General features: G+C 30.5%; 22 protein-coding genes and 1 pseudogene. 5 read left to right on the top strand and 18 right to left on the bottom strand.

What is annotated here, in order from left to right:
• Positions 1-238 precede the first annotated feature (238 nt).
• The 10 genes from Q326_RS0116185 to Q326_RS0116135 form a co-directional block, all read right to left on the bottom strand.
• Entirely contained in the window at positions 239-610 is a 372-nt protein-coding gene (locus Q326_RS0116185) for a DUF1722 domain-containing protein (RefSeq protein ID WP_026896288.1), read from the bottom strand.
• Between the two features lie 5 nt (positions 611-615).
• Positions 616-2,235, bottom strand: a complete 1,620-nt coding sequence (locus tag Q326_RS0116180; protein WP_026896287.1) for a sensor domain-containing diguanylate cyclase — start codon at positions 2,233-2,235, stop codon at positions 616-618.
• Positions 2,236-2,415: 180 nt separating this feature from the next.
• The gene (locus Q326_RS0116175; RefSeq protein WP_026896286.1) at positions 2,416-3,249 is read right to left on the bottom strand and encodes a C40 family peptidase; all 834 of its coding nucleotides are present in this window, start codon (positions 3,247-3,249) and stop codon (positions 2,416-2,418) included.
• 199 nt (positions 3,250-3,448) lie between these two features.
• Positions 3,449-4,018 (bottom strand): indolepyruvate oxidoreductase subunit beta, encoded by a 570-nt coding sequence (locus Q326_RS0116170; RefSeq protein ID WP_026896285.1) that lies wholly within the window; start codon positions 4,016-4,018, stop codon positions 3,449-3,451.
• Between the two features lie 14 nt (positions 4,019-4,032).
• Positions 4,033-5,820: a ferredoxin family protein gene (locus Q326_RS0116165; protein ID WP_026896284.1), complete on the bottom strand. Its 1,788-nt coding sequence runs from the start codon at positions 5,818-5,820 to the stop codon at positions 4,033-4,035.
• Between the two features lie 72 nt (positions 5,821-5,892).
• Positions 5,893-6,813: a tRNA modification radical SAM protein MnmL/YtqA gene (gene mnmL, locus Q326_RS0116155; protein ID WP_026896283.1), complete on the bottom strand. Its 921-nt coding sequence runs from the start codon at positions 6,811-6,813 to the stop codon at positions 5,893-5,895.
• 76 nt (positions 6,814-6,889) lie between these two features.
• Entirely contained in the window at positions 6,890-8,611 is a 1,722-nt protein-coding gene (lpdA, locus tag Q326_RS0116150; RefSeq protein ID WP_051531594.1) for a dihydrolipoyl dehydrogenase, read from the bottom strand.
• A gap of 146 nt (positions 8,612-8,757) precedes the next feature.
• Positions 8,758-9,111, bottom strand: coding sequence for a carboxymuconolactone decarboxylase family protein (locus Q326_RS0116145; protein ID WP_026896281.1), 354 nt, complete (start codon positions 9,109-9,111; stop codon positions 8,758-8,760).
• 300 nt (positions 9,112-9,411) lie between these two features.
• Positions 9,412-9,795: a MarR family winged helix-turn-helix transcriptional regulator gene (locus Q326_RS17755; RefSeq protein WP_051531592.1), complete on the bottom strand. Its 384-nt coding sequence runs from the start codon at positions 9,793-9,795 to the stop codon at positions 9,412-9,414.
• Positions 9,796-10,024: 229 nt separating this feature from the next.
• Positions 10,025-10,879, bottom strand: coding sequence for a hypothetical protein (locus tag Q326_RS0116135; protein ID WP_026896280.1), 855 nt, complete (start codon positions 10,877-10,879; stop codon positions 10,025-10,027).
• 177 nt (positions 10,880-11,056) lie between these two features.
• Between Q326_RS0116135 and Q326_RS0116130 the strand changes: the two genes are divergently transcribed.
• The gene (locus tag Q326_RS0116130; RefSeq protein ID WP_026896279.1) at positions 11,057-13,588 is read left to right on the top strand and encodes a sensor domain-containing protein; all 2,532 of its coding nucleotides are present in this window, start codon (positions 11,057-11,059) and stop codon (positions 13,586-13,588) included.
• A gap of 15 nt (positions 13,589-13,603) precedes the next feature.
• On the opposite strand, the gene Q326_RS0116125 is transcribed toward Q326_RS0116130, so the two are convergent.
• From Q326_RS0116125 to Q326_RS0116100, 6 genes and pseudogenes are all read right to left on the bottom strand, one after another.
• On the bottom strand, positions 13,604-14,095 hold the full coding sequence (locus tag Q326_RS0116125) for a ferritin-like domain-containing protein (RefSeq protein WP_026896278.1): 492 nt from the start codon (positions 14,093-14,095) through the stop codon (positions 13,604-13,606).
• A gap of 61 nt (positions 14,096-14,156) precedes the next feature.
• On the bottom strand, positions 14,157-14,891 hold the full coding sequence (locus Q326_RS0116120) for an amino acid ABC transporter ATP-binding protein (RefSeq protein ID WP_026896277.1): 735 nt from the start codon (positions 14,889-14,891) through the stop codon (positions 14,157-14,159).
• Positions 14,881-15,672, bottom strand: coding sequence for an amino acid ABC transporter permease (locus Q326_RS0116115; RefSeq protein WP_026896276.1), 792 nt, complete (start codon positions 15,670-15,672; stop codon positions 14,881-14,883). Before Q326_RS0116115 ends, Q326_RS0116120 begins: the two co-directional genes overlap by 11 nt.
• A 41-nt stretch (positions 15,673-15,713) precedes the next feature.
• Positions 15,714-16,535, bottom strand: a complete 822-nt coding sequence (locus Q326_RS0116110; RefSeq protein ID WP_026896275.1) for a transporter substrate-binding domain-containing protein — start codon at positions 16,533-16,535, stop codon at positions 15,714-15,716.
• A 247-nt stretch (positions 16,536-16,782) separates the two neighbouring features.
• A pseudogene (locus Q326_RS17750) lies at positions 16,783-18,261 on the bottom strand (AbgT family transporter); the annotation flags it as partial.
• 170 nt (positions 18,262-18,431) lie between these two features.
• Positions 18,432-19,613 (bottom strand): M20 metallopeptidase family protein, encoded by a 1,182-nt coding sequence (locus tag Q326_RS0116100; protein WP_026896274.1) that lies wholly within the window; start codon positions 19,611-19,613, stop codon positions 18,432-18,434.
• A gap of 485 nt (positions 19,614-20,098) precedes the next feature.
• Here Q326_RS0116100 and Q326_RS0116095 point away from each other — a divergent pair, with 485 nt between their 5' ends.
• Positions 20,099-20,494: a hypothetical protein gene (locus tag Q326_RS0116095; RefSeq protein WP_026896273.1), complete on the top strand. Its 396-nt coding sequence runs from the start codon at positions 20,099-20,101 to the stop codon at positions 20,492-20,494.
• A 253-nt stretch (positions 20,495-20,747) separates the two neighbouring features.
• On the opposite strand, the gene Q326_RS0116090 is transcribed toward Q326_RS0116095, so the two are convergent.
• Positions 20,748-21,338 (bottom strand): DUF4878 domain-containing protein, encoded by a 591-nt coding sequence (locus Q326_RS0116090; protein ID WP_026896272.1) that lies wholly within the window; start codon positions 21,336-21,338, stop codon positions 20,748-20,750.
• Between the two features lie 310 nt (positions 21,339-21,648).
• The gene (locus Q326_RS0116085) at positions 21,649-22,317 is read right to left on the bottom strand and encodes a hypothetical protein (RefSeq protein ID WP_026896271.1); all 669 of its coding nucleotides are present in this window, start codon (positions 22,315-22,317) and stop codon (positions 21,649-21,651) included.
• A 585-nt stretch (positions 22,318-22,902) separates the two neighbouring features.
• Here Q326_RS0116085 and Q326_RS19260 point away from each other — a divergent pair.
• The 3 genes from Q326_RS19260 to Q326_RS0116080 all read left to right on the top strand — a co-directional run.
• A complete protein-coding gene (locus Q326_RS19260; RefSeq protein WP_156936345.1) occupies positions 22,903-23,070 on the top strand; it encodes an IS110 family transposase in 168 nt (55 codons plus the stop codon).
• 395 nt (positions 23,071-23,465) lie between these two features.
• A complete protein-coding gene (locus Q326_RS19255; protein WP_084489691.1) occupies positions 23,466-23,729 on the top strand; it encodes a transposase in 264 nt (87 codons plus the stop codon).
• Between the two features lie 57 nt (positions 23,730-23,786).
• Positions 23,787-24,037 (top strand): transposase (locus Q326_RS0116080; protein ID WP_026896192.1); only part of this gene is annotated, 251 nt, incomplete at its 3' end.

The raw sequence follows: 24,037 nt of genomic DNA, 5'->3' as shown, positions 1-24,037 counted from the left end.
AAACCCGTATTATTTACGGGTTTTAACATATCCAATAATCCAAATAAATCAATTTCTAACCAATATTAATTATATATAATATACTGAATATTGTAAAATATGCTGATATATCTTAATATAGCGTATAAGATACTAGGCTATCCTTCAACAGGGTTATGTCTACTAATCACAATATTAAACCCATAAACTCCCATATATGGATGTTTTGATAGATTTAGTCTCATATGTGAACATTTATTTAATCATTGAAATAATAACTATTTAATAAATACTCTATATCATATTTCTCAGATAAAAAGTATAAATATGACTTCACTTCTCCATATGTGGATTTATCATTTTTAAATCCATCTAATAATAAAAATACCCCTTGCTTTTCAGTTTCATCAACTATATTCTTGAAGTATCCCCATATATGATAAAAGGTATTTAGCTGTTGTCCCTTGTCATTATCTAAATCCAATGCCCTTTGTATATCCATATAGAATTTTTCTAAGTCATATATATCTCTACCCATCTTTTGACTGATTTCTTTATATATACTATAGGACTTATCCATTACTTTGTACTTATATCTAGCCCATTGTCGCTCCAATGCTTTATTTGACACTTATTTTAATCTCCCCTCCGTTTTTTATGTCTATACATTCTCTTATCGGCAACTTTAACAATCTCTATTAGATTATTACCATCCTTAGGATATTGAGCTACACCATAACTTATACTGCATCTGACTTCTTTGTCATCATCTTTAAATAATATATTTTTATTGTCATTTAAATGATAATTAATTCTTTCTATAAATTCATTATAATTTTTATTAAAAAATATCCCTACAAATTCGTCTCCTCCAAATCTACCTAAAATGTCTCCATCATCTATAAAGGATTTTATCATAGATATACCTTTCAATATATATTGATCCCCTACTAGATGTCCATAATTATCATTTATTGTCTTAAGATTGTCCAAATCAAATATGACCAAAATAAATTCTAAATCCCCTTCTGTATTCTCCTCCATCAGATTATTTAATCGTTCTTCAAAATATCTTCTATTATATATAGCTGTAAGCTCATCAAATCGTGAATAATAAACTGTCTTTTCATATATCCCCCTAGATTTTATAGCATTACTCAATTGATGACTTATATAATCGATTATATCTACATCCATACTGTCAAACACATTTTTTCTTTTGCTATCAATATTTATTAATCCATATAGTTTTCCGTCTACCATTATTGGAGAACTAATAGAAGACTTTATATCTATCCCCTCTTTACTGTCTAAAAAACTAATCCTAGTCTTATCTTTTATAGGGTCTAAATCATTCATTATAACGGTCTTTTCAATATTGCCATTGCTCTTTATCCATATAAAGGAATCTTCTATGGGCATTCTAAATGTGTTTACCATATCCTCACTAAATCCCCTACTGGCAACTATAGTAAAATAAGAGTCTTCATTCAATATAAGCACACTCCCTATATATGCCTCTGTTATGGAATCCAATGCCTTTTCAAGTACAATATCATAAAGATCATAAATATTGTCCAATTTTATTATAGAATTACTTATTTCTATAAGAGCATCTTTGATCTTAGAAAACCGTATCAACTGCTCATTTTTATTTATTATTTCCTTCTCATTTAAAAATCTTTTTATAAAATCAATATACAATCCCCTAGCAATTAACCATGATATAAATAAAAACATAGTAGAATTAGACAATATTATAGATACCTTCTCAAAATTACTGTTCATGACTATATATGATAGTATAAAAAATATATGGATTATACCACTTATAATCATATAATTTCTATATTTAAAATATATTATTGGAAATACAAACAGCATCATATTATATATAGTTATTAGCCCGTGGGATACATGATCAAACAATGCATACAGGGCACTCCATAATAGAAAAAATATAACTAATATTATCTGAAAATAATTCATCTGTATATCATTAAATCTGTATAATATAATAAAAAAAATAATTCCCGATACAATACCTACCGTAGACATGCCTATATAAATTTCTTTTATCTGACTTTCAAATACAGTATTATTTATAATAAGCATACATATCTGTATAATTATAAATATCTTCAAAAACATATTAGTTCTTAAAGTGTTTATATTATCAATCTTTTTATCAAATTCACCCATATATTCTTCTGGGATTTCCCTATTATCTTCATACATAAATAATTTATTAAACATAGATATCTCCCTACAATTGTTATAATATTACACATTTTCAGATAAATTGAAATAAAGACCTTGGTTTTTCCAAGGTCTACTGAAATCTTTAGTCTAAACACAATAATTATATCATAATCTTTAACTCTACTTAATATCTCATATAAATACTTTAGACTATATTTTATTATTTTTTATACCCTATTTGCCTTTAAATATAGTTCCTATTGCTATAATATCATCTCTCAAATCTTTTCTATAATCCCTGTCTTTTGGATTCAAGCTATTTATAACTACTCCACTGGATTTAGATGTTGAGTGTATATATTTATCATCACCTATATACATAGCTACATGTCCTGGAAAATACAATAAATCTCCAGGCTTTATCTCTTCGAGGGATATTTCTTTCATATATTCTTTCTTTAGGTGGGCATCCCTATATATAATTATTCCATTCAATAAATAAGATACAGAACATAATCCTGAACAATCTATTCCTAGAGGACTCTTTCCTCCCCATCTATATTGAGTACCTAAATAAAACATTGCTGTCTTTACTAATTTTTGCCTTATAACTTCTTCATCGTCTTTTTTTATATCTAAATTTACAGGGCTTCCCAAATGGTCTTTTCTAACCCATCCTTTTTTATCATTGGGCAAGACTACTTCTGCCCATTGTTCTTCTGTATTTCCTGTAGATATTATTCTAGCACCCCTAGTCAATACATTTAATCTGTAGCTTTGATATTTAGGTGCTGCCATTACATCAATAACTGCATGAGATACCTCTGCTTGTGCATTATCTTTCCAATATATTGCGTAATTATTATCTATAACTAAATCATCTTTATGTATATAGCCCTGATATCTATAATGGGTCTGTATCCTTTTCCACTGACCTAAGTCTTCTAATACCTCCACAACCATACCAAATAAACCCTCATCTGCCATTTCACTATTGAATTCTGGTTTTAATTTTATTTCAGCTACTGTACTGTTTATTATTGCCAAAGATTTGTTCTCTTTTTGCATTTTTTACCCCCCTTTTCATTAATACTGTAGAATTCTATATTTTTCAACAAAATCCTCCATATTAATAAAAAAGTTAGTAGTCGATGGTTAATAGTTACTAGTTTAATGATGTAATCCATAGGCATTTAACCATCAACTACTAGCTATCAACTACAAACTACTAACTTTTTATACCTCTATTACCTAATAAATATCTATTCTAATATCTATATCCTATATCAAATGCTTCAATATTCATATCCACAAATTTTTTAGGAACATTCTCCCTAATTGCTTTTTTCCATGAATCCAAAGGTATTTCCATATAATTAGCCATTTTTCCTAATAAAAATGTGTTTGCAACCTTTGACGAACCCAATTTATTGCCTTCCTTAACTGCATCTATGGCATTGACTTCATATTTTTGAGATAATTCTTCCTCTATATTGCTAGGATATTCTTCTTTTTCCGCTATTACAAATACAGGCGCTACTTCGTGGACATTCATAATAATTACTCCATTGTCTTTCAATGCACCACTCCACCTCAATCCCTCTAAAGGTTCCAATGCCAATAATATATCTGCTGATTTAGGTGGCACATTGGGAGAATATATCTTTTCTCCGATCCTTACACTGCCCCAAACCTTGCCCCCTCTTTGAGACAGACCTACTACATCATTGCTTTTTACATCATATCCTGCATCAAATGCTGCTTCACAGATTATTTGAGTAGTCAAAACTAATCCTTGTCCTCCAACACCTGTTAAAATTATATTTTTTTCATTCACAGATTTTCTCCCCCTTATTCCGATCTCTTTATAGCATTAACTGGACAGACTTGGGCACATACAGAACATCCCACACACATATCACTATCTATGGATGATTTTAGCTTATCTATACCATCATACTTTTTCATCTTTATAGGTGGACAATTGGTTCTCACGCAGCTTCTACATCCTATACATACTTCTGGATCCACATAAAAATGGGGTTCTTTTATCTTAAATCTAAGTGCACAAGGTCTAGTCGTGATAACTATGGAAAGACCAGGGTACTTGATCTCATCTTCTATGGTCTTTTTGGCTTCCTTATACTTAAATTGATCTACCACCTTTATTCTATCAAATCCCATGGAATTCAAAAGTTCCACCATATCTATATCCATATCATCATCTGGAGTATAATTTCCAGAACTACCTGTATGTTGTCCTCCTGTCATTGCAGTAGTCCCATTGTTTAGAATTATTAATGTCATATTATCCTCTGGGTCTAATTTATGTAACATATTTACAGCCCCTGTCATCCCAGAATGATAAAATGTACCATCACCTATAACTCCAACTATAGGTTCTCTCTTATCCTTCATTCCTAAAGCCTTTGTCATTCCCTTCATTATGCCAATACTTGCACCCATACTGATTACTGAATTTAATACTTCCAATGGATACAATACTCCCATAGAATAACAGCCTATATCTCCTATTACCTTTGTCTTAGATTTTTTAAGTATATCGAATACTGGTCTATGGGGACATCCTGCACAAAACATCGGTAGCCTTCCCACAGTTTCAACTTGAGATTCCTCTTTATACTTGAAGTCTTCAATTATCCCTGCATCAAATAGTCCTTTTTCAATATTCTCGGTATTTAATTCTCCAGTAAAAGAAAAATATTTCTTCCCTTCACAGGGTATATCATTTATTTTTAATTCATTCTCTATAAAAGGCATTAACTCTTCTATCACTATTATTCTATTATATTTTTTAGATAATCCTCGTATTTTTTCTATAGGTAGTGGAAATACCATACCCAGTTTATATATTGATACATCTAGTCCCAATTCTTTAATATTATTGTATACAAGTCCCGATGTGATAATTAATACATCGTCATTTTTCCCTTCTTCCAAAACATTTATAGACATATTACATGCATCTTCTGCTAATTTCTCTATTCTTTCTTTCATTTCATATTGCTTTCTGTATGTATTAGGAGGTATCATACCAAAATTACTAATGCCATTGGGAAAACCTGATATATCCTTTTCTTCTCTATTTCCTAATTCCACTGCACTTCTACTGTGACAAAGTCTACTGGTAATCCTAAGCATAACTGGTGCTCCATACTTTTCGCTTATATCTAATCCTATTTTTACAAATTCCTTCGCCTCATTACTATCACTTGGATCTAATATAGGCATATGAGCAAACTTTCCAAATATCCTATTGTCCTGTTCGTTTTGTGAACTAGCCATTTCAGGATCTTCACCTGTTACTAATAAAAATCCTCCATTGGTTCTGGTTTGAGTAAATGTCATAAGAGGATCTGCTGCAATATTAACCCCAACATGTTTCATACTTACCATGGACCTTGCACCTGCAAAGGATCCTCCTATACCAACTTCTAGAGCCACTTTTTCATTTACACTAAATTCACCATATATTTCTTCACCATAGTCTTTCTGAATAGACTCCATTATATCCACTGTTGGAGAACCAGGATAACTAGCAGCTAATAATCCACCTGCTTCATAAAACCCCCTTGCTATCGCTTGATTTCCTGTCATTAATTTCTGTTTTTTACTCATTTTAAAATATCACCCCTTTTTTTCCTTTCAAAAAAATATATACCCATAAATGGGTATATTAAATAAAAAATACTATTCACTTTTAATCCCTTGATAAGAATTCCTTCGCTTCAATTCCATATCTATTCCCGAAAGCACCCCTAGTTTGTTTAAACTCCATCTAGGGGCAATTAACATATCCTTTGCTCCATCTCCAGTTAATCTATGGATGACAATATTAGGATCAAGTATTTCTATGGCATCTGATACTATAGATATATATTCATTTTTACTCAACAGAGAAAAGGGATGCTCTTTATAATATTCATACAAATCTGTACCCTTTAATATATGCATTAGATGAAACTTCACACCTTGAATATCCTCTTCAGATACATATTTTACAGATTCAATCATATCTTTATAATCCTCTTTAGGAAGGCCTAATATCAGATGCACTACCACATTTATTCCCCTACTTCTCAACCTCTTTAGTGCATCATCAAAGGTCATTAAAGGGTATCCCCTTCTAATTAACCTTGCTGTATCGTCATGTATAGTCTGCAATCCCAATTCAACCCATAGATAACATTTGTTGCTGAATTCTTCCAATAGGTCCAATATATCTTCAGAAAGACAATCGGGCCTAGTGGCTATAGCCAGTCCCACTACCCCCTCAACAGAAAGGGCCTGTTCATATTTATCTCGTAAATCTTCTATCGTTCCATAGGTATTAGTAAAACTTTGAAAATATGCAATATACTTTCCTGTTCTCCATTTATCAGAGAGGAGATCTATCTGCTGAAAAATCTGTTCTTTTATAGACAATTTTTTATTCCCTGCAAATTCCCCTGAACCATAATCACTACAAAATAAACATCCCTTAGTACCTATAGTCCCATCTCGATTGGGACAAGTAAATCCTCCATTTAACGAAAGCTTAATTACCTTTTTCCCAAACAACTTCCTAAGTTCATAATTAAGGGAATGATATCTTTTATCCAACCATCTCATATATTCAACCTCTTTTTTACTTCTATTTTAACATAAATGAAACAGTTAGTAGTTTGTAGTTTAATATTCCCTTTTATCAAAAATGTAATGACCCATGATTAGTTGCTGCCAAAGATGCCTCATGTATGGCCTCTGCTGTAGTTGGATGTGCATGTATAGTCTCTATTATGTCCTCTAATTTCAATTTATTTTTTATTGCCAATGTAATCTCATGAATTAAATCTGTAGCATGCGGCCCAATTATAGCACCTCCCAATACTACTTGACTACTCTTATCGGCTATAATTTTTACAAATCCAGATTTTTCTCCCAATGTCAGTGCCTTCCCATTGGCACCAAATGGAAATTTGCCTATGGATATCTCGATTCCATTATCCTTAGCTTCTCTTTCACATAACCCAACTGTGGCTATTTCTGGACTAGTAAATATTGCACTAGGTATAATTGTATAGTCCATCTTTGCATTTTTACCCATAATATTATTTACTGCAACTATCCCTTGATGAGATGCCACATGGGCCAATTGAATTTTATTTGTTACATCGCCTATAGCATATATGCCCTCACATGTTGTCTCCATCTTGTCATCTACCTTTATACCCTTACCATTTTCATTTAATTGTACTGCTATATCTTGTAAATCTAACTCTCCATAGTATGGTTGCCTTCCCACAGACATGAGAATTTTATCTCCTGTTATATATTTATCTATACCGTCCTTTTCAAATTTCACCAATGACCTTCCATCTTCAGCATCTATAATCTCATTAACTTTAGAACTTGTATAAATGGTTATACCTCGCTCTTTGGCAATTTTATTAATCTCTTCCCTCACATCTTTATCTAATACAGCCAATACGTCTCTGGCGTATTCAATCACAGTAACCTTGGAGCCAAATGCATTGAATATAAAGGCAAATTCCATACCTATTACTCCACCACCAACTATTATTAGACTATCTGGCACATAGTCTATACTCATCAATTCTTTACTCGTTAAAACATTCTTGGCATCATTTCCCTCTATGGGAAGTATTGCAGGTTTAGATCCTGTAGCTAAAATCATATTTTTAGTTTTAATGGTAGTTTCTTTATTACCATTTTTTACAAAAACAGTGTTTTTGTCTATTACTTCTCCATTTCCCTTCAACACAGAGATTTTATTTTTTCCCATAAGATATTCTATTCCCTGTACCAATTCATTTATTATATCTTTTTTTCTATCTATAACCCTTTTCATATCTAGGGAGATATTCTCTCCAATTACACCATAATCTTTAGACTCTTTCATAAGATTAAATATCTCAGCACTTCTCACCAAAGCCTTTGTAGGAATACACCCCCAATTAAGACAAGTACCTCCCATAGATTCCTTTTCTATCAGCACAATCTTAGCTCCCAATTTAGCTCCCTCTATGGCTGCCACATATCCACCAGGGCCTCCTCCTATAATAGTTATATCTGCTGATATCTCTTCCTTTTTAGGTTTCAATAATCCTCCCATATAATTGAATCCTGTAGATTTCACTTTTTTAGCAGCTATCTCCTCATTAGATTCTTTCTCTCCTTCTACTGTCAACAATATATCTCCTATAGAAACCTTATCACCTACATTTACATGTATATCTAATATTTTTCCTGTTATATCGGAAGTTATAGTAATATTTCCCTTATTAGACTCAATATCAAAGAGTTCATCACCCAATTTCACATTACTTCCCTTATCTTTATATACTTTTCCTATTTCACCTGATTTAGCATGTCCAGATAATTTATCTAATTTGACTTCTATATTCATTGTTTTACATTCCTTTCCAAAAGTCTTTATATTTCTTCATAAATACTTCATTGATCTATTTTAGCCAAAAACATAATTAAAACAGTACTTTCATGTAAAAAGTAATTATAATAAAGGCGGACGCTAAGGTCCACCATATATATATCCTATTTGAAATCCTTTTCAAATTCCTCAATTGCATCTTTAAGCAATGTTACACTATATGCCATTGATGGTCCCCCACCAAATGCTACAGATACCATAGCAGCTTCAAGTATTTCTTCTTTAGTAGCCCCTGCTTCAAATGCCTTATAAGTATGGAATACTATACAATATTCACATCTATTATATATACCTATAGCTACACTCATAAGTTCTTTAGTCTTTAGATCCAACGCCCCAGGCTCATAAGATGAACCCAGTAAATTCATAAAAGCACTAACTTGTTTTTCATTAGTAGTACTGAGAGATTCCAATCCACTGGTAAAATTATTTAACATTTCTCTTACATTTTTAGCCACAATAAATTCCTCCTTTTATTTTACTTGCCATACTAATAATTAGTATAGCAAGTAACTCGAAGTTTGTCAATAAATATACAAAAAACACACATATAAACATGATGTGTGTCTTAGATTGTTATCAAGTGTTGATTATTGCAGAGATGTAGAATAAAGATGTATTTTGTAAAATTTATGAAACTGTGTATAAGTTATTAGCTAGTAGTTCATAGTTAGTAGTCTAATGACAAAATCAGTGATTATTTTATATCTCTGTCTTAAATAAAAAACACACATATAGATATAATGTGTGTTTTTTTGTTAATCATTATTCATACTATTTATATTATCCACCATTTTATTTAATACCTTTTTAAAGATATCCATATCTTCTTCGGAAATATCTTTAGAGACTATATTGTTGAACTTTTCTCCTTCTGGTAATAATTTCTGTATGTATTTAGCTCCTTTTTCTGTTAATCTGATATTGGTTATCCTTCTATCTTCTTTGCTTTTAACCCTATCTATAAGCTCATCTCTTTCCATTCTATCTATAAGTCTTGCAATTGATGATTCCTTAACATGCATCTTTTCGCCCAATTCTTTCTGTTTCATATCACCAAATCTATTTAAATAATATAATGCTATCCACTGTACCCTTGTAACTCCAACTTTTTTTAGCCTTTCTCCAAAGGCTTCACAGATAATCTTACTAGTATTATCTGCTATATAAGATACTCAGGTGTCTAAATTAAACATAATATCGCCTCTTTTCTCAATACATTATAATAATACATTTTAACACAAAAAACACTGGATAATATATCCAGTAAGATTCTTGACAATATAAAATAAGTTAGTAGCTCAATGATGAAATCCACAGGATTTCCACCATCAACTACTAACTAATAACTACTATCTACTATCTACTAACTTATTTTACTATATATGTGTGATATTTAAGCTCTGTTAAATCCCAATCTTCATCATTATATGACCATCTTTCTTCCATATAAGATATGGTATCAGCATTACATGACCCTACTATTCTCTGGTAAGCCCTTAATTCATACTTTTCCTCTATGGGATTATATACTGGTTCTGCTAATGAAATAGGGTTCATCCATGGCTCTATTTTTTGTAAAAGCTCCCCTGAATCATCATATATGCCTTGTTCAATATAGTCATCTTTCCCAGCACTTATGTCTAACTTAATAGTCTTTTTCAATTCTTCAATCTCTACCTCTGCCTTAAAATCATCTTCAAATTTGGCCTTTATTTGTAATCCCTCATTATCTTCATTGTCAAATATAACCTTGGAATTTTCTTCAGTAAATACTGCAATCATATGTTCTATTATGCCACCACTACCTCCTGTATCTGCCGATACCATTACATCATCTATTTTATCTCCAGTAAAATCTCCAACAAACAAATTTCCACTATATCCTGCAAAATCCTTATATGTAGCCTTTTTGAATCCATCATCACTATCCTTTACTAATACAGTTAAATCATCAGCAAATATATCTTCCTTACCATTAATTTTATGACCTACTAGTAAAATATCGTCTTCTTTGTCGTCTCCTGTAACATCTCCCTTTTTATAGTCAATTATATAGTAATTATCCTTGATATCATACTCTTCTACTATTATCTTTTCGCCAATACTAAAATCACTTTTGTTTAAATCCTTATTTTCTTCTGCCTCACTTATAGATATGGTACCTATAACCAAAGTAGCTAACATAGCAGTGGTCACTAAACCTTTTAAAAAATTTTTATTCATTCTGCATTCCTCCATAATTTTTTTGTTAATTCTATTTTAATATTATTTCTCATCCTAATATTTACAAATAAATAACAAAGTATTTACAATATGGTAAGTTTATATATTTAAGCAATATTATCATGGGTAAATATATAACATTAATATAAAATAATCTCATAATTTTGGAGGATATATATGTTTAAAAAACTCAAGACCCTTTTTTTTAAAAATAGTCATTACTCCATAAATAGCATAAAACATATTTTAAATAAAGATATGATTAAATATTATAATAAAATAAAAAACAATAACATTCCATTAAAAATATCTACTATCTATGTGTTTTGGGGAATAGTATGGATATTGATATCGGACATCCTTTTAGACATGTTCATACATAATCATAATACTATAACCTTATTCCAAATATATAAGGGATTGTCTTTTGTAATAATAACAGGAATAATAATCTACATATTAATTCGAAAAGACATGAATGTTATACAGAATACTTCCGTTAAACTTCTAGAAAATTACAAAAAGCTAGAAATTGCCCATAAAGAACTGACCAGTATTGAAGAAGAATTGAGATATCAGTACAATGAATTAGACAAGAGTCAAAAAAGATTGATTATTCATAAAGAAAGGTATAATCTAGCTATAAATGGTGCCAACGATGGCATATGGGATTGGGATATAAAGTCAAATAAGCTATTTTTATCAGATAGGTGGGTAAATATGCTGGGATATGATACAAATGAATTGAAACATTCATTTGATCAATGGAAAAGCCTTATACATCCTGAAGATGTCTCCCAGGCATTAGCCTATCTCAAAAAATATTTGAAATCTGGTCATGGTCATTATGAAAATATCTATAGAATAAAAACGAAAAATGGCGATTATAAATGGATTTTAGCTAGAGGTAAAGCCCAATGGGATTATAACGGAAGGGCTATCAGGATGGCTGGTTCCCATTCAGATATAACGAATATAAAAAATATCGAAGATAATTTGAGAAAGGAAAAAAATTTTTCCGAAAGCATATTAAATGGTGCAAATATAATAATCATAGTATGGAATATGTCGAAAAGGATAATACGATTTAATCGATTTGCAGAAAAAGTCACCGGTTTCTCACAGGAAGAAGCATTGGGTAAAAAATTATTAGACCTGATTATACCAGAGGATATAATGCCTTATATGAGAAAAACATTTGATAAAATCAAACAAGGTAATACTGCAAAAAATCATGAGAACAAAATTTTATGCAAAAACGGTAATACTAGAGATATCCTATGGAACAACCATATACTCTATAATAAGGATAATATGCCCTTTGCTGTAGTATCCATGGGTACAGATATAACAGAGAGAAAAAAATCTGAGAAGGATATATGTAATTTAGCATATTTTGATCAATTAACCAAACTCCCCAACAGGACTTCATTTGAAAACAGTTTGGACAAAAAAATTGAAAATGCTAAATTAAATGATACAAACTTTGCACTTATATATTTTGATTTAGACAATTTTAAATATATAAATGATACCTTTGGACATACAGTGGGAGATCAATTGCTAAAAACGGTATCTCAAAGACTAAAATCCTTTATAGATAATAATATCGTATTGGGTAGACTGGGTGGAGATGAATTTGCACTATTGATAAACCATAATTCAAACAATGATATTATTATTGACAATATTAATAGTATTTTAAAGACCTTCAGTTTTCCATTTGTAATAAATAATAAAAATATTTATATGTCTGCCAGTGTAGGTATTGCCATTTATCCTAAGGATGGAACAGATAGACAAGTTCTTATGCGGAATGCTGATGTAGCCATGTATAATTCGAAAAATAATGGGAAAAATCAACACTCTTTTTATAAATCATATATGCATAAAAAAACCATTAATGATTTTGGTATAGAATCTGACTTAAGACGCGCCATAAATAACAATGAATTTGTACTCCACTATCAGCCACAAATAGATTTAAAATCGGGAAAATTAATAGGAGTAGAAGCACTAATAAGATGGAACAATCCATATAAAGGGATAATTATGCCTCTAGACTTTATACCCATAGCTGAACAATCGGGCCTAATAGCTACCATAGGTAAATGGGTATTGAAAACTGCCTGTATTCAGCATAAATTATGGCATGAAAAGGGTTTTAATCCAATAAAAGTTTCAGTAAATCTATCTCTAAAACAATTTAAATATGACGATATAGATATTATGATAAAAGATATCATCCAAGAAACAGGTATAGATAGTAAGTATCTAGAATTAGAAATAACCGAAAGTAGTACTATAGACAACTTTGGATCAAATATAAATATACTAAACAAACTCAAAAATTTAGGTGTTATGATCGCATTAGATGACTTTGGTGTAGGATATTCTTCTCTGAATCAGTTAAAAAATCTACCTGTAGATGTCATTAAAGTCGATAAAAGTTTTGTAAAAAATATAATTACAGATGCCAACGATGCAGTTCTTGTAAGATCCATTATCAAGATGTCAAAGGCATTAAAACTAAAGGTTGTAGCTGAAGGTATCGAAGATTTTAATCAATTGAAATTTCTTCAATCTTATGACTGCGATATTGGACAAGGTTATCTGTTCAGCAAACCAGTAGATGCTGATACGATAGAAAATATACTAAAATATAACAACAGTACCTTTTTTCCCAAAAGTATAGGGACTGTAAAATAACAGCCCCTATACTTTTTAAAATGGTGCAAATCCTTGTTTATTCCACCATTCATCTTGGTATAATTGATATTGTTCTTCAAATTGCTCTAAATGGGTCCTTTCCCACCCTATAAGAATATCATAAAGCTTTTTAGCCTCTTCATACCGTGTCTTTTCCTTGGCATTTTTATAAAATTCAACTGACTCTTTTTCCATCTGTACCCCTATTCCAAATACAGATACCGCAAGACTGGCAGAATCTCTGTCTATTTTTCCCCAATCAAATATTTTAGGAGATGGAGGATTTACTAGGAACGCTAATTTAAAATCGTCTCCTTCATTATCCTTTATATTGTTAAATAGATCCTGAAGATATTCACTATGCTTTAATTCCTCTTTTGCCAATTCTTCAAATGCCGATTTAGTTTCCATAGTATTTGCCTTTTCAGCTGCCATTTTATAAAATTCATATCCTTCTATCTCATTTATGATAGCCTGTTTTATAATAGTTAACTCTTCTTTTTTCATTATCAATTCCACCTTTCATCAGATTAAATTGTTAAAATTATTAATGATTTACATTAACTAATCAATTCCATTCTAGTATTCTATTTAGAAATTTCTTTAATTGTGTCGTCTTGGGGCTAGTAAATATATCTTTACTATTGCCCTGTTCCAAAATTTTTCCCTCTGCGACAAATATCATGTAATCACTGGCCTGTCTAGCAAAACCCATCTCATGGGTCACTAGCATCAAATCCCTCTTATCTTCCCTGAGTTTCTTTATAGTCTCCAATACTTCAGATGTCAAATCAGGATCTAGTGCAGAAGTAGGTTCATCTAAAAGTAAGTATTGGGGGCTTATAGCCAATGCCCTAGCTATAGCTACTCTTTGTTTCTGACCTCCCGAAAGTTGTATAGGCTTCTTATTTCCATGTTCCAAAAGCTGAAATTTGCTTAATAACTCCTCTGCTGTTTTTTTAGATTCATCTTTGGAATACTTATGCACCTCCTCTAATGGCAAAGTTATATTTCTAATTGCTGTAAGATGTGGAAAAAGATTAAATGATTGAAATACCATGCCTACTGTTTTTCTGTACTCATTTAAATATTTCTCTGAAAATACAAGTTTGTTTCCATTTACAGTTATGCTACCACTATCTGGCTTTTCTAGCCCCGCAATTATCCTAAGCAATGTAGATTTTCCTCCTCCTGAAGGACCTACAATCACCAATGAGTGTATATCTTCTATATCTATATTTATATTATCAAGCACTACATTTCCATTGTAGCTTTTAGTAAGATTTTCAATTTTAAGATTCATAGTGGAATTTCCTTTCTAATGTTTTTGAAATTAAAGAAATTGGTATGGTCAGACAAAGATATCCCAACCCCAATGTGGATAGATTTTCAAATGTCCTAAATGTTAAGGAGTCCACTTCCAATACATTCATAGTGAATTCACTAACTGCAATTACAGATAATAATGAAGAATCTTTAACCAATGAAGATAATTGCCCCGCCAATGCAGGCATGATTCTTTTTACTACTTGAGGTATTATGATAAATTTATATTTTTGATATGTACTAAATCCTAAAGATTTAGCCGTTTCCAATTGAGAACCTTCTATACTCTCAATACCTGCCCTTATTATCTCTGTTACATATGCACTGGAAAATATGGACAATATTATTACTCCTATTAGATACTTATTATCCAAACCAAATGCTGTGGCTATTATAAAATAAAAGAAAAATATCTGTACCAAGAAAGGAGTTCCTCTTATTATTTCTACATAAAGCCTACTAAAATAATTAAATATTAATATCTTACTCTTCCTTGCAAATGCCAATATTATACCGATAATCAAGGAAGATATTAAAGAAAAAAAACTAATAACAAGGGTCATATAAAAACCTTGCATAAATTTATATCTATACTTTAATATGACTGGCCAAAAGAAGTCATAGTCCAATCTAGATATAGAAAATATGAGAATTCCTATAACTATGGAAACAACAATTGTAAAATTAAATATTCTTTTGACTAAGGAATCCGTTCCTGTAGTGTTTTCATAAAAAATGCCAAATACATCTTTATTCATTGGTCCATCCCTTTCTAAGATATTATATTATGTCTTATATATTAAAAGAAAAATGGTATGTTCATTTCTTCAAAGGCTTCTTTTTGTTCCTTTAGATATTTAGTAGCTAGATTATCAAATCCTCCATTTTCTTTGTACTCATTTATAAATGCATTTACCTTTTCCTTAAGTTCTGCTTCATCTTTTCTCATAGCAATTCCCCAATATTCGTAATCCTCTTGGAAAGGACTTAGCTGTACTTTAGTAGCATCTGGATATCGTTTCCAATTTTTAAATATAGTCATTTGATCATATATAAATGCATCCGCCTTTCCTTGTACCACTTCCAATACACATGCATTTTCCTTTTCAAATACTAATATCTCTGCATCAGACAAATTTTCAGTTGCATATATATGCCCAGTAGTCCCTTTTTTCACAGCTACCTTTACTCCCTGTTTATTTAAATCAGGAAAATCTTCAACAGGGGAATCTTTAGATATAAGTAACGAAAGATATGCCTTAGAATAAGGAATAGAAAAATCTACTGTTTTCTTCCTATCTTCTGTTATAGTCATAGAAGAAATTATCAAATCTATCTTTTTCGTTGTAAGCGATGGAATCAAGCCACTATAAGCCATATTTTCTATTTTAACAGGCCTTCCTAGATACTCTCCTAAAGCATAGGCTAAATCTACGCTTATACCTGTTGGATTCCCTTTTTCATCAGTCATCTCAAAGGGAGGATATGCCAATTCCATACCCACTACCAATTCTTTCTCTGGTGAAATTTCCGAATTGTTATTTTCATCATTATTGGAACATCCTCCTGTAATTCCTACTATTATCAATACTATAAATACAAATGTAATAAACTTTTTCATAACGTACACCTCCACATTGTCATCATCTTATTAATATATACCCTTTTAATTCCAAAATATCAAAATAATTTTTCTATTTCCCCATATCTCTATTTTCCCCTTTCTCTATAAATTTAAAAATATTAATAAAATAAAATTTCTTTATCTTTTACCTATATTTGTTGATATTTTATTTTTATATAGAAGTTAAAGTCCTATATAAAAAGGGTAATTAGCCCTTTGGCTAATTACCCTTTTTATATTCATATTATGGCATAAATATTGGTGACCCTGGTCCTAAAGGTAAACCAACAATGTACCATATTATTATCAATATAGACCATATTATAAAATAAGCTATGGTATAGGGAAGCATATTGGCTATAAGTGTTCCCATACCCACATTCTTGTCATATTTTTTTGCAAATGCCACTAGTATTGCGAAATATGGTAATAGTGGTGTTACAACATTAGTTATAGAATCACCTATTCTATATGCCATTTGTGTCAATGCAGGATGAAATCCCAATAGCATAAACATTGGAACAAATATTGGACTTAATATTGCCCATTTTGCCGATGCGCTTCCAACAAAAATATTTATTATGGAACTTATAATTATAAAAGCTATTAATAATACTGGACCTGGTGCATCCATACTCTTTAGAAAATCTGCCCCTTTTATAGCCATTATAAGACCTAAATTTGACCAATTAAAATAATTAATAAATTGTGCTATTACAAAGGACAGTACTATATATGGTCCCATTTCAGACATTGCTTCGCCCAACATTGATACTACATCTTTATCACTTTTAATTTTTCCTGAAACTTTACCAAATACATATCCAGGAATAAAAAACAAGAGTGTAATCAATGGCACCAATCCTGACATCAATGGAGAAGTATATTCTATCAATGATTTTGTTTCAGGGTCCCTTAACAAACCATTCTGGGGAATTGCCAATGCTAAACATATAACCAAATATATCAATAATGCTATACCTGCAGCTTTTAAAGCCTTTACTTCCTGTGGAGGAACCTCTTCTATATCTTCAACCTCAAAATCCCCTTTTCCCATACGAGGGGCTACTATCTTCAAAGTCACCCATGCTGCTACTCCAGTTAATAAAAATGTAGAAACTATAAGAAAATACCAGTTTGCAGCAGGATTAACCGTAAACTCGGGATCTAATAATTGAGCCGCCGATTGTGTAAAACCTACCACCAATACATCTAGCATATTAACTACTAAGTTTGCACTAAACCCACCTGCAACACCTGCATATGCTGCCATCATTCCCACTAATGGATTCATCCCAACCGTTGCAAAGAGCATAGCCGCTATAGGTGGCATTACTATAAATCCTGTATCTCCAGCTGCGTTGGCCATTATTGAAGAAAATATTACTATTACTACAACATACGAACCTTTAACATTTCCCAATGTCTTTCTAAGCAAAGCTGAAAACAAACCAGTTTTTTCAGCTAGTCCAACTCCTAAAATACACACAAGTACCAATCCCAATGGCGGAAAACCTGCAAAATTCTTTACTGCCATCATTAACATTTTCTGTATACCTGCTTTAGATAATAGATTTACTGCTTTAACTTCTTCACCTGTAAGGGGATGTGTAGCAGAGAGTCCTATAAGTGATGCCAAAAAAGAAACTCCCATAGCAATAAATGCAAGCCATACAAACAATGTAAGGGGTTCTGGTAATTTATTTCCTGCCGCTTCAATAAATCCAAGGAATTTATCAAAAAAATTTTTTTTTTCTTAGCATTTGAATCTATCATATAAACACCCTCTTTATATATTTATAAAGTTAAGCAAATTTCCATTGTTCAAACGTATTGTTTTCTTAATATTCTGAATTAATTATGTTTATAATACCATAGGTTATTATTAATGCACTACTCATTAAGATATGTCAATGCACATTGTGCCATTACTGCTGCTGCCTTATGAAGCACATCTTCATCGATATTAAAGTACGGACTATGCAATGGGTTCACTATACCCTTCCTCTCATTATAAATACCTACTTGAAAAAAAGTAGCTGGAACCTGTTGTTGAAAATAGGAAAAGTCCTCTCCTCCCATAGTTGGTTTCTCTATAGTAACGACACCATCTCGTCCTAAAATCTCTTTACCTGCCTTTTTCACCAAATCCGTCATACTATTATCATTTATTACTGGCGGATAATATGGTTTGTAATTAAATTCATATGTTCCACCATTTCCTTCTACTATTCCTTTTATTATTTTTTCCATTATATTGGGAATATCTTCCCTAAGCTCATTGGTCAATGTCCTAACGGTACCTACTATTTCTACTTTTTGTGGTATTATATTGTGAGCTGATCCACCATTAAATTTACCTATAGTAATAACTGCTGGTTCCACAGGATCTACTTTTCTACTCACTATGGTCTGTAGAGCCATATATACCTGTGCTCCTATACCAATCGGGTCTATTGTTACATGTGGTGTTGCCCCATGACCTCCCTTACCATATATGGTCAATTCAAACATATCTGGAGCTGCCATCATTGCACCATGCTTTATGCCTATCTTACCTGATTCAATAGTTGGCCACACATGGGCACCTATTGCTGCATCTACCTTTGGATTATCTAATGCACCATCCTTAATCATTCTTTCTGCTCCTCCAAGGGCCTCTTCAGCTGGTTGAAATAGGAATTTTACATTACCGTGTATTTTATCCTTTAATTCACTCAAAATCATTGCAGTTCCAAGGAGCCAAGTTGTATGGGCATCATGTCCACAGGCATGCATTTTTCCCTCATTTTTAGATTTAAACTCCAATTCATTTAATTCTGTCATCTCTAAACAGTCCATATCTGCTCTCAAAAGTAAAGTCTTCCCTGGATGATTTCCCTTCAATGTTCCAATTACACCTGTAACCCCTATTTCGGTTTTCACATCAATCCCAAGTGTCCTCAACTTATCTGCCACTAATTTAGCAGTTCTCTCTACTTGAAGACCAACCTCCGGATGGGCATGTATATCCCTCCTTATGCTTATAAGTTCATTCTTAATTTCTTCTGCTTTTTTTAATATTTTCGTCTTCATCTTTTCCCCCTCTCTTTCAGAAAATTCTTTATACTTTTCATATTTTAAATGTATAGGGTTAATTATATCATTTGATGAATATATATACAATTGTTAATTTTTATTAATATTTTTTATATAATGTCATATATTAATATATCAATATATTATATGGCTATTATGCAGTTTGGCTTAAATATAAAATGTTTTCCCATGCCTATGGTTAAATATGCATAATATTGAAAATATTATATTTATGATTAATTATGCATTATTTTAAATTTATGACAATTATTTCATGCAAATAAAAAAAAGAGCACTTGGCTCTTAATTTATTTGTAAAAACAGTTAGTAGTTAGTAGTTGATGGAGGAAATCCTATGGATTTCTTCATTAAACTACTAACTACTAACTGTTAACTACTAACTATTCTATATAAAATCATCAATATACCTTAACTTGTCTATTAATCATTATTTATATATACTGTCATAAGGGGTGGGTATTATGTTTAGATTAAATAAGAAATCATATATCTTCATTATTTTTATATTATTAATTACATATGTATATATTGGAATGATAAATAAAACCTATAATATAGACGATATTATAGGAATAGATAAAGGTGATATTATAAATATTACTCTACATAGAGAATCAGAAAAAATAGATGTTTTAGACAAAAAAGATATTAGTAATATTATAAATTACTTCAAAAATTATAAATACAAAAAGGTCTGGGGTAGTTCCTATAGTGAAAATGGACATGAATTACCTAAAAATACTTTCCTAGTATCTATAGAAACAGATAACTATTTCTTCCGAATTGGTATGTATCAATACACAGCTATTATTGTGAACAAATTCAATAGAATGGAATGGAAATTAGAATTTTTTTGAGAAATCTTACTTTTGTAAAAAAAATTACTCCTTTATTACAATAATTAAACCAGAAAGGAGTTCTGTTATGAGTACATTGCCAAAATAAGTTTTAATAGATATGATTAAATGGGATAATTTAAAGACATATTAATCCTGTGTTATTTAATTTAATAGTTATTGTTAGATAAGGCTTAAACTTCCTAAAAGCACAAAGTTATTTACAGACTCTAAAATACAAAGCTATTTACAAACTCCCAGAAACTATTTTAATTTATGGATATATAGTATTAACTAAGTTTCCAGTAATAGCTCTTTCTAACTCATTACTATTTTTTATTAACCAAACATTATCTTTTTTAATAAGTTTTATCTTTATAGTATTCGTAAACATAAGTATATCATCACTACTTACTTTTTCAAGAAATTTATCTTCAATCATTTCATCTATATCATTTTCTCTGCTATTAATTGAATCCTTAGATATATTTACCTGAAAAGCTTCTTTCATTAATTGACCTAGTATTTTGGCTAAATCTGGAGCAATTATTTTCGTGTTAACAACTGCAGAATCTTCTTTAATTTCAGAATCTATTATTTTATATTGGATTTTACTAAAAGCTTTCAAAAAAGCTTGATTGGATTTGCTGTTTTTATTTTCCATGAAACTTTTTCTCATTTGTTCAATACCATTATTTGTTTTATTTTCTAAATATTCTACACTTTTTACTATGTCACCTTTTTTATATGAACTTAAAAAAGCCTCTACAGTATGTTCTGGAGTGTTTGGTCTGGATTCTTCTGAGCATGCACCTATAGTCAATACTAAAAGTGAAGCCAATATTAAAAATAATAATCTTTTCACAATAAAGTCTCCTCCTTATTATAATTTATTCAATTTTATAAAATTATAACACGAAAATATTGTTTGATTATAATAATCAAACAATATTTTCATGTGAAATTTGATGATTTCAATTTAGCATTTATTAGTGATTTATTTATATTTATATAATAACTCCTTCTATAAGTATTATACAGTTCAACATTACATCAATGTTGACTTTTTTTAATGCTTTTGAATTTTATATCATCCAGATCAAAAAATCTCTACTCGTTTATATTGTTATCATTCATATCCCATTTGCAAACTTAGGTTTGTACCATAATCTTATTCATTCCACACCATGGAATATTACCTCTCCAGAACTATTTATAGAAAAACGCCCTGTTCCAAAATGATAACTCCCTAGTTCATAAAAACTGTAAAAATAATTATGAGCAGTATTTTTATAAGGTTTTAAATCTTTCACAGGCCAATTAGCTCCTGATACATATTTAGTTGATATGCCCTCCATATAATTACTGCCTACTCTATTTATTATACCATCAGCAACAGTTAGATATTTACCAAAATAGTTTTCACCACCTATTGGAAATCCTACCATATATACAAATGTCTCTCTAACTAATTTTTCATCATAAGAATTGGGTACATATAAATTATTAAATTTATTTGTATTATTGTATTTAGAATTTTTATTTGTATTTGATGAAACAGAAATTATTAATTTACTATTTAAGTTTTCTGGATATTCTTCTTTTGTGCTTTCATACCCTATTTCTTCATCTTCCAACAATTCTTTAACTTTCTCTTTCATAATTTTATCAATTTCTTCATCATTCATATCTCCAAATATTTCTTCTTTATCTTTCACATTATAACCAACTGTTACAACCCTACTTTCATTAGGCTCTTTTGTGCTAAAATCATTTGCAAATACTACCATAGAACTTGTTAAAAGTACTACCATTAATACAAAAACACCCAATAATTTTTTCATAAATAATCCTCCTCATATAATATACTTAATAAATCTTTTACTTCTTAAATGTTACTTATTTAAGCTGAAATAGTGTTTCCTCCTAGCCCAGAAGCTTAACATAAAATATGATATAATTATTGAAATTTAATTCTCGCATGATAGTGTGGTTATCTATCACCTCCTTGAAAATTTTTTCTCGCAATTTAGACTGATACCACTACTTTATGTACTTTTACTAATAAGCTGGATAGTGAGTAGTATATTTATCTCTTCGCTGTCTAACGAGGTTTTAAAACACAAAGACTAAGTGGACACACTATCAAATATTTTTATTGGGGCATTGAAAATAATTATTGTAGGTATTAATATAGCAAAAAACAGTCATGAAGCAACTATATATAGATTCTTTATGAAACATATTAACTAAATCTTTTAAATTTCCTAATAGCTAATATTAATAGAGCTAATCAATCTAGTAAACCTGTTGTTATTGGTATGGAAGTTACTGGACATTACTGATTACCTTTATGCTCAAGATTACTTTCAGAAGGATTTAATATAAAAATTATTAATCCTATACAAGTCTGATAGTTTTAGAAATCTATATATTCGTCAAACAAAAATGATTCTAAGGGTTCCTTAATAATAGCTGAAGTCATTCGTTTTGGTAGATTTTCTTCTACATGTCTTGCTCAAGAAGACATACTTCCTTTAAGAAATTTATCAAGATTTAGATTATTTCAAGTTGATACGGTTTCTGATCTTATGTAAAAGGTTATTTTTCTATTAGATTAAGTCTTTACTGAGTATTCAAAACTATTTTCTGATACCTTTGCTAAATCATCTCTTTAAATACTGTCTGAGTACTCAACACCAAAAAAATTTTAAATTTTGCTACAAATGCTTTAGCACAAACTCTTGATATCGTAAGTAAAGGCAGACTTGGATTCTTTAAAACCAAAAAAATAAAAGATACTACGACTAATTCCTTCGGAATAAAATTAGCCCTTGATACCTCCTCATTTCAAATTAAGCAACTCATGGAACAAATTAGATTCATTGAATACCATATAGTAGAACTAGAACAAGAAATCTCTACAATTACTAAAAAAATTAGATATACCTATTGAAACTACACCTGGTATAAGTGTCCAGTATTAGGTGGTATAACTCTAGGTGAAATTGGCGATTTTACACATTTTAAGAATGGCTTTAAACTTGTCGCATTGGCAGACATAGACCTTACAGTAAAACAATCTGGTGAATTTATAAGGACTAAAAATAAAATGTCTAAACGTCTCTCTCCTTACCTAAAAAGAGCTCTATGGTTAGCACTAATGTTGCTTCACTTAATGATCCTGTTCTTGGTGCTTATTACAATAAAAAACATCAAGAAGATAAACATCATTTTACTGCCCCCCCTGTGTTAGAATAGTTGTCATATAGATGTTATAATAATTGTGAGTAAAGAAAGGATGACAATCTATATGAAAAATAAGAGCTATAATAAAGAATACATTGAAGATATATTAAGGCAAATATCTCCGCCAATAAATAAAAAAGTATCACAGGTATCTAAGGAAACAGGAGTATCTACAAACACTATCTATGGGTGGAAGAGAAAAGCTAGAATAGAAGGCAAATTAATACCCAATAGTAATCCTAATCGACTTAAGAGATGGAGAAAAGAAGATAAACTTAAAATTGTAATGGAAACATTTACAATGAATGAAGAAGA

It is taken from the genome of Clostridiisalibacter paucivorans DSM 22131, assembly GCF_000620125.1.
GTDB lineage: Bacteria > Bacillota > Clostridia > Tissierellales > Clostridiisalibacteraceae > Clostridiisalibacter > Clostridiisalibacter paucivorans.
Note: the sequence above shows the minus strand (reverse complement) of the source record. Positions and strands in the feature narration are given on the sequence as shown.

Coding starts and splice junctions, on each gene's coding strand:
- lpdA (WP_051531594.1), bottom strand. CDS start 8,611: ATGAATATAGAAGTCAAATTAGATAAATTATCTGGACATGCTAAATCA.
- Q326_RS0116125 (WP_026896278.1), bottom strand. CDS start 14,095: ATGAAAAAAGAAGAGTTAACTATTATAAAACAGGCTATCATAAATGAG.
- Q326_RS0116180 (WP_026896287.1), bottom strand. CDS start 2,235: ATGTTTAATAAATTATTTATGTATGAAGATAATAGGGAAATCCCAGAA.
- Q326_RS0116110 (WP_026896275.1), bottom strand. CDS start 16,535: ATGAAAAAGTTTATTACATTTGTATTTATAGTATTGATAATAGTAGGA.
- mnmL (WP_026896283.1), bottom strand. CDS start 6,813: ATGAGATGGTTGGATAAAAGATATCATTCCCTTAATTATGAACTTAGG.
- Q326_RS0116100 (WP_026896274.1), bottom strand. CDS start 19,613: ATGAAGACGAAAATATTAAAAAAAGCAGAAGAAATTAAGAATGAACTT.
- Q326_RS0116085 (WP_026896271.1), bottom strand. CDS start 22,317: ATGAAAAAATTATTGGGTGTTTTTGTATTAATGGTAGTACTTTTAACA.
- Q326_RS0116120 (WP_026896277.1), bottom strand. CDS start 14,891: ATGAATCTTAAAATTGAAAATCTTACTAAAAGCTACAATGGAAATGTA.
- Q326_RS0116130 (WP_026896279.1), top strand. CDS start 11,057: ATGTTTAAAAAACTCAAGACCCTTTTTTTTAAAAATAGTCATTACTCC.
- Q326_RS0116165 (WP_026896284.1), bottom strand. CDS start 5,820: ATGAGTAAAAAACAGAAATTAATGACAGGAAATCAAGCGATAGCAAGG.
- Q326_RS0116135 (WP_026896280.1), bottom strand. CDS start 10,879: ATGAATAAAAATTTTTTAAAAGGTTTAGTGACCACTGCTATGTTAGCT.
- Q326_RS0116115 (WP_026896276.1), bottom strand. CDS start 15,672: ATGAATAAAGATGTATTTGGCATTTTTTATGAAAACACTACAGGAACG.
- Q326_RS0116095 (WP_026896273.1), top strand. CDS start 20,099: ATGTTTAGATTAAATAAGAAATCATATATCTTCATTATTTTTATATTA.
- Q326_RS0116175 (WP_026896286.1), bottom strand. CDS start 3,249: ATGCAAAAAGAGAACAAATCTTTGGCAATAATAAACAGTACAGTAGCT.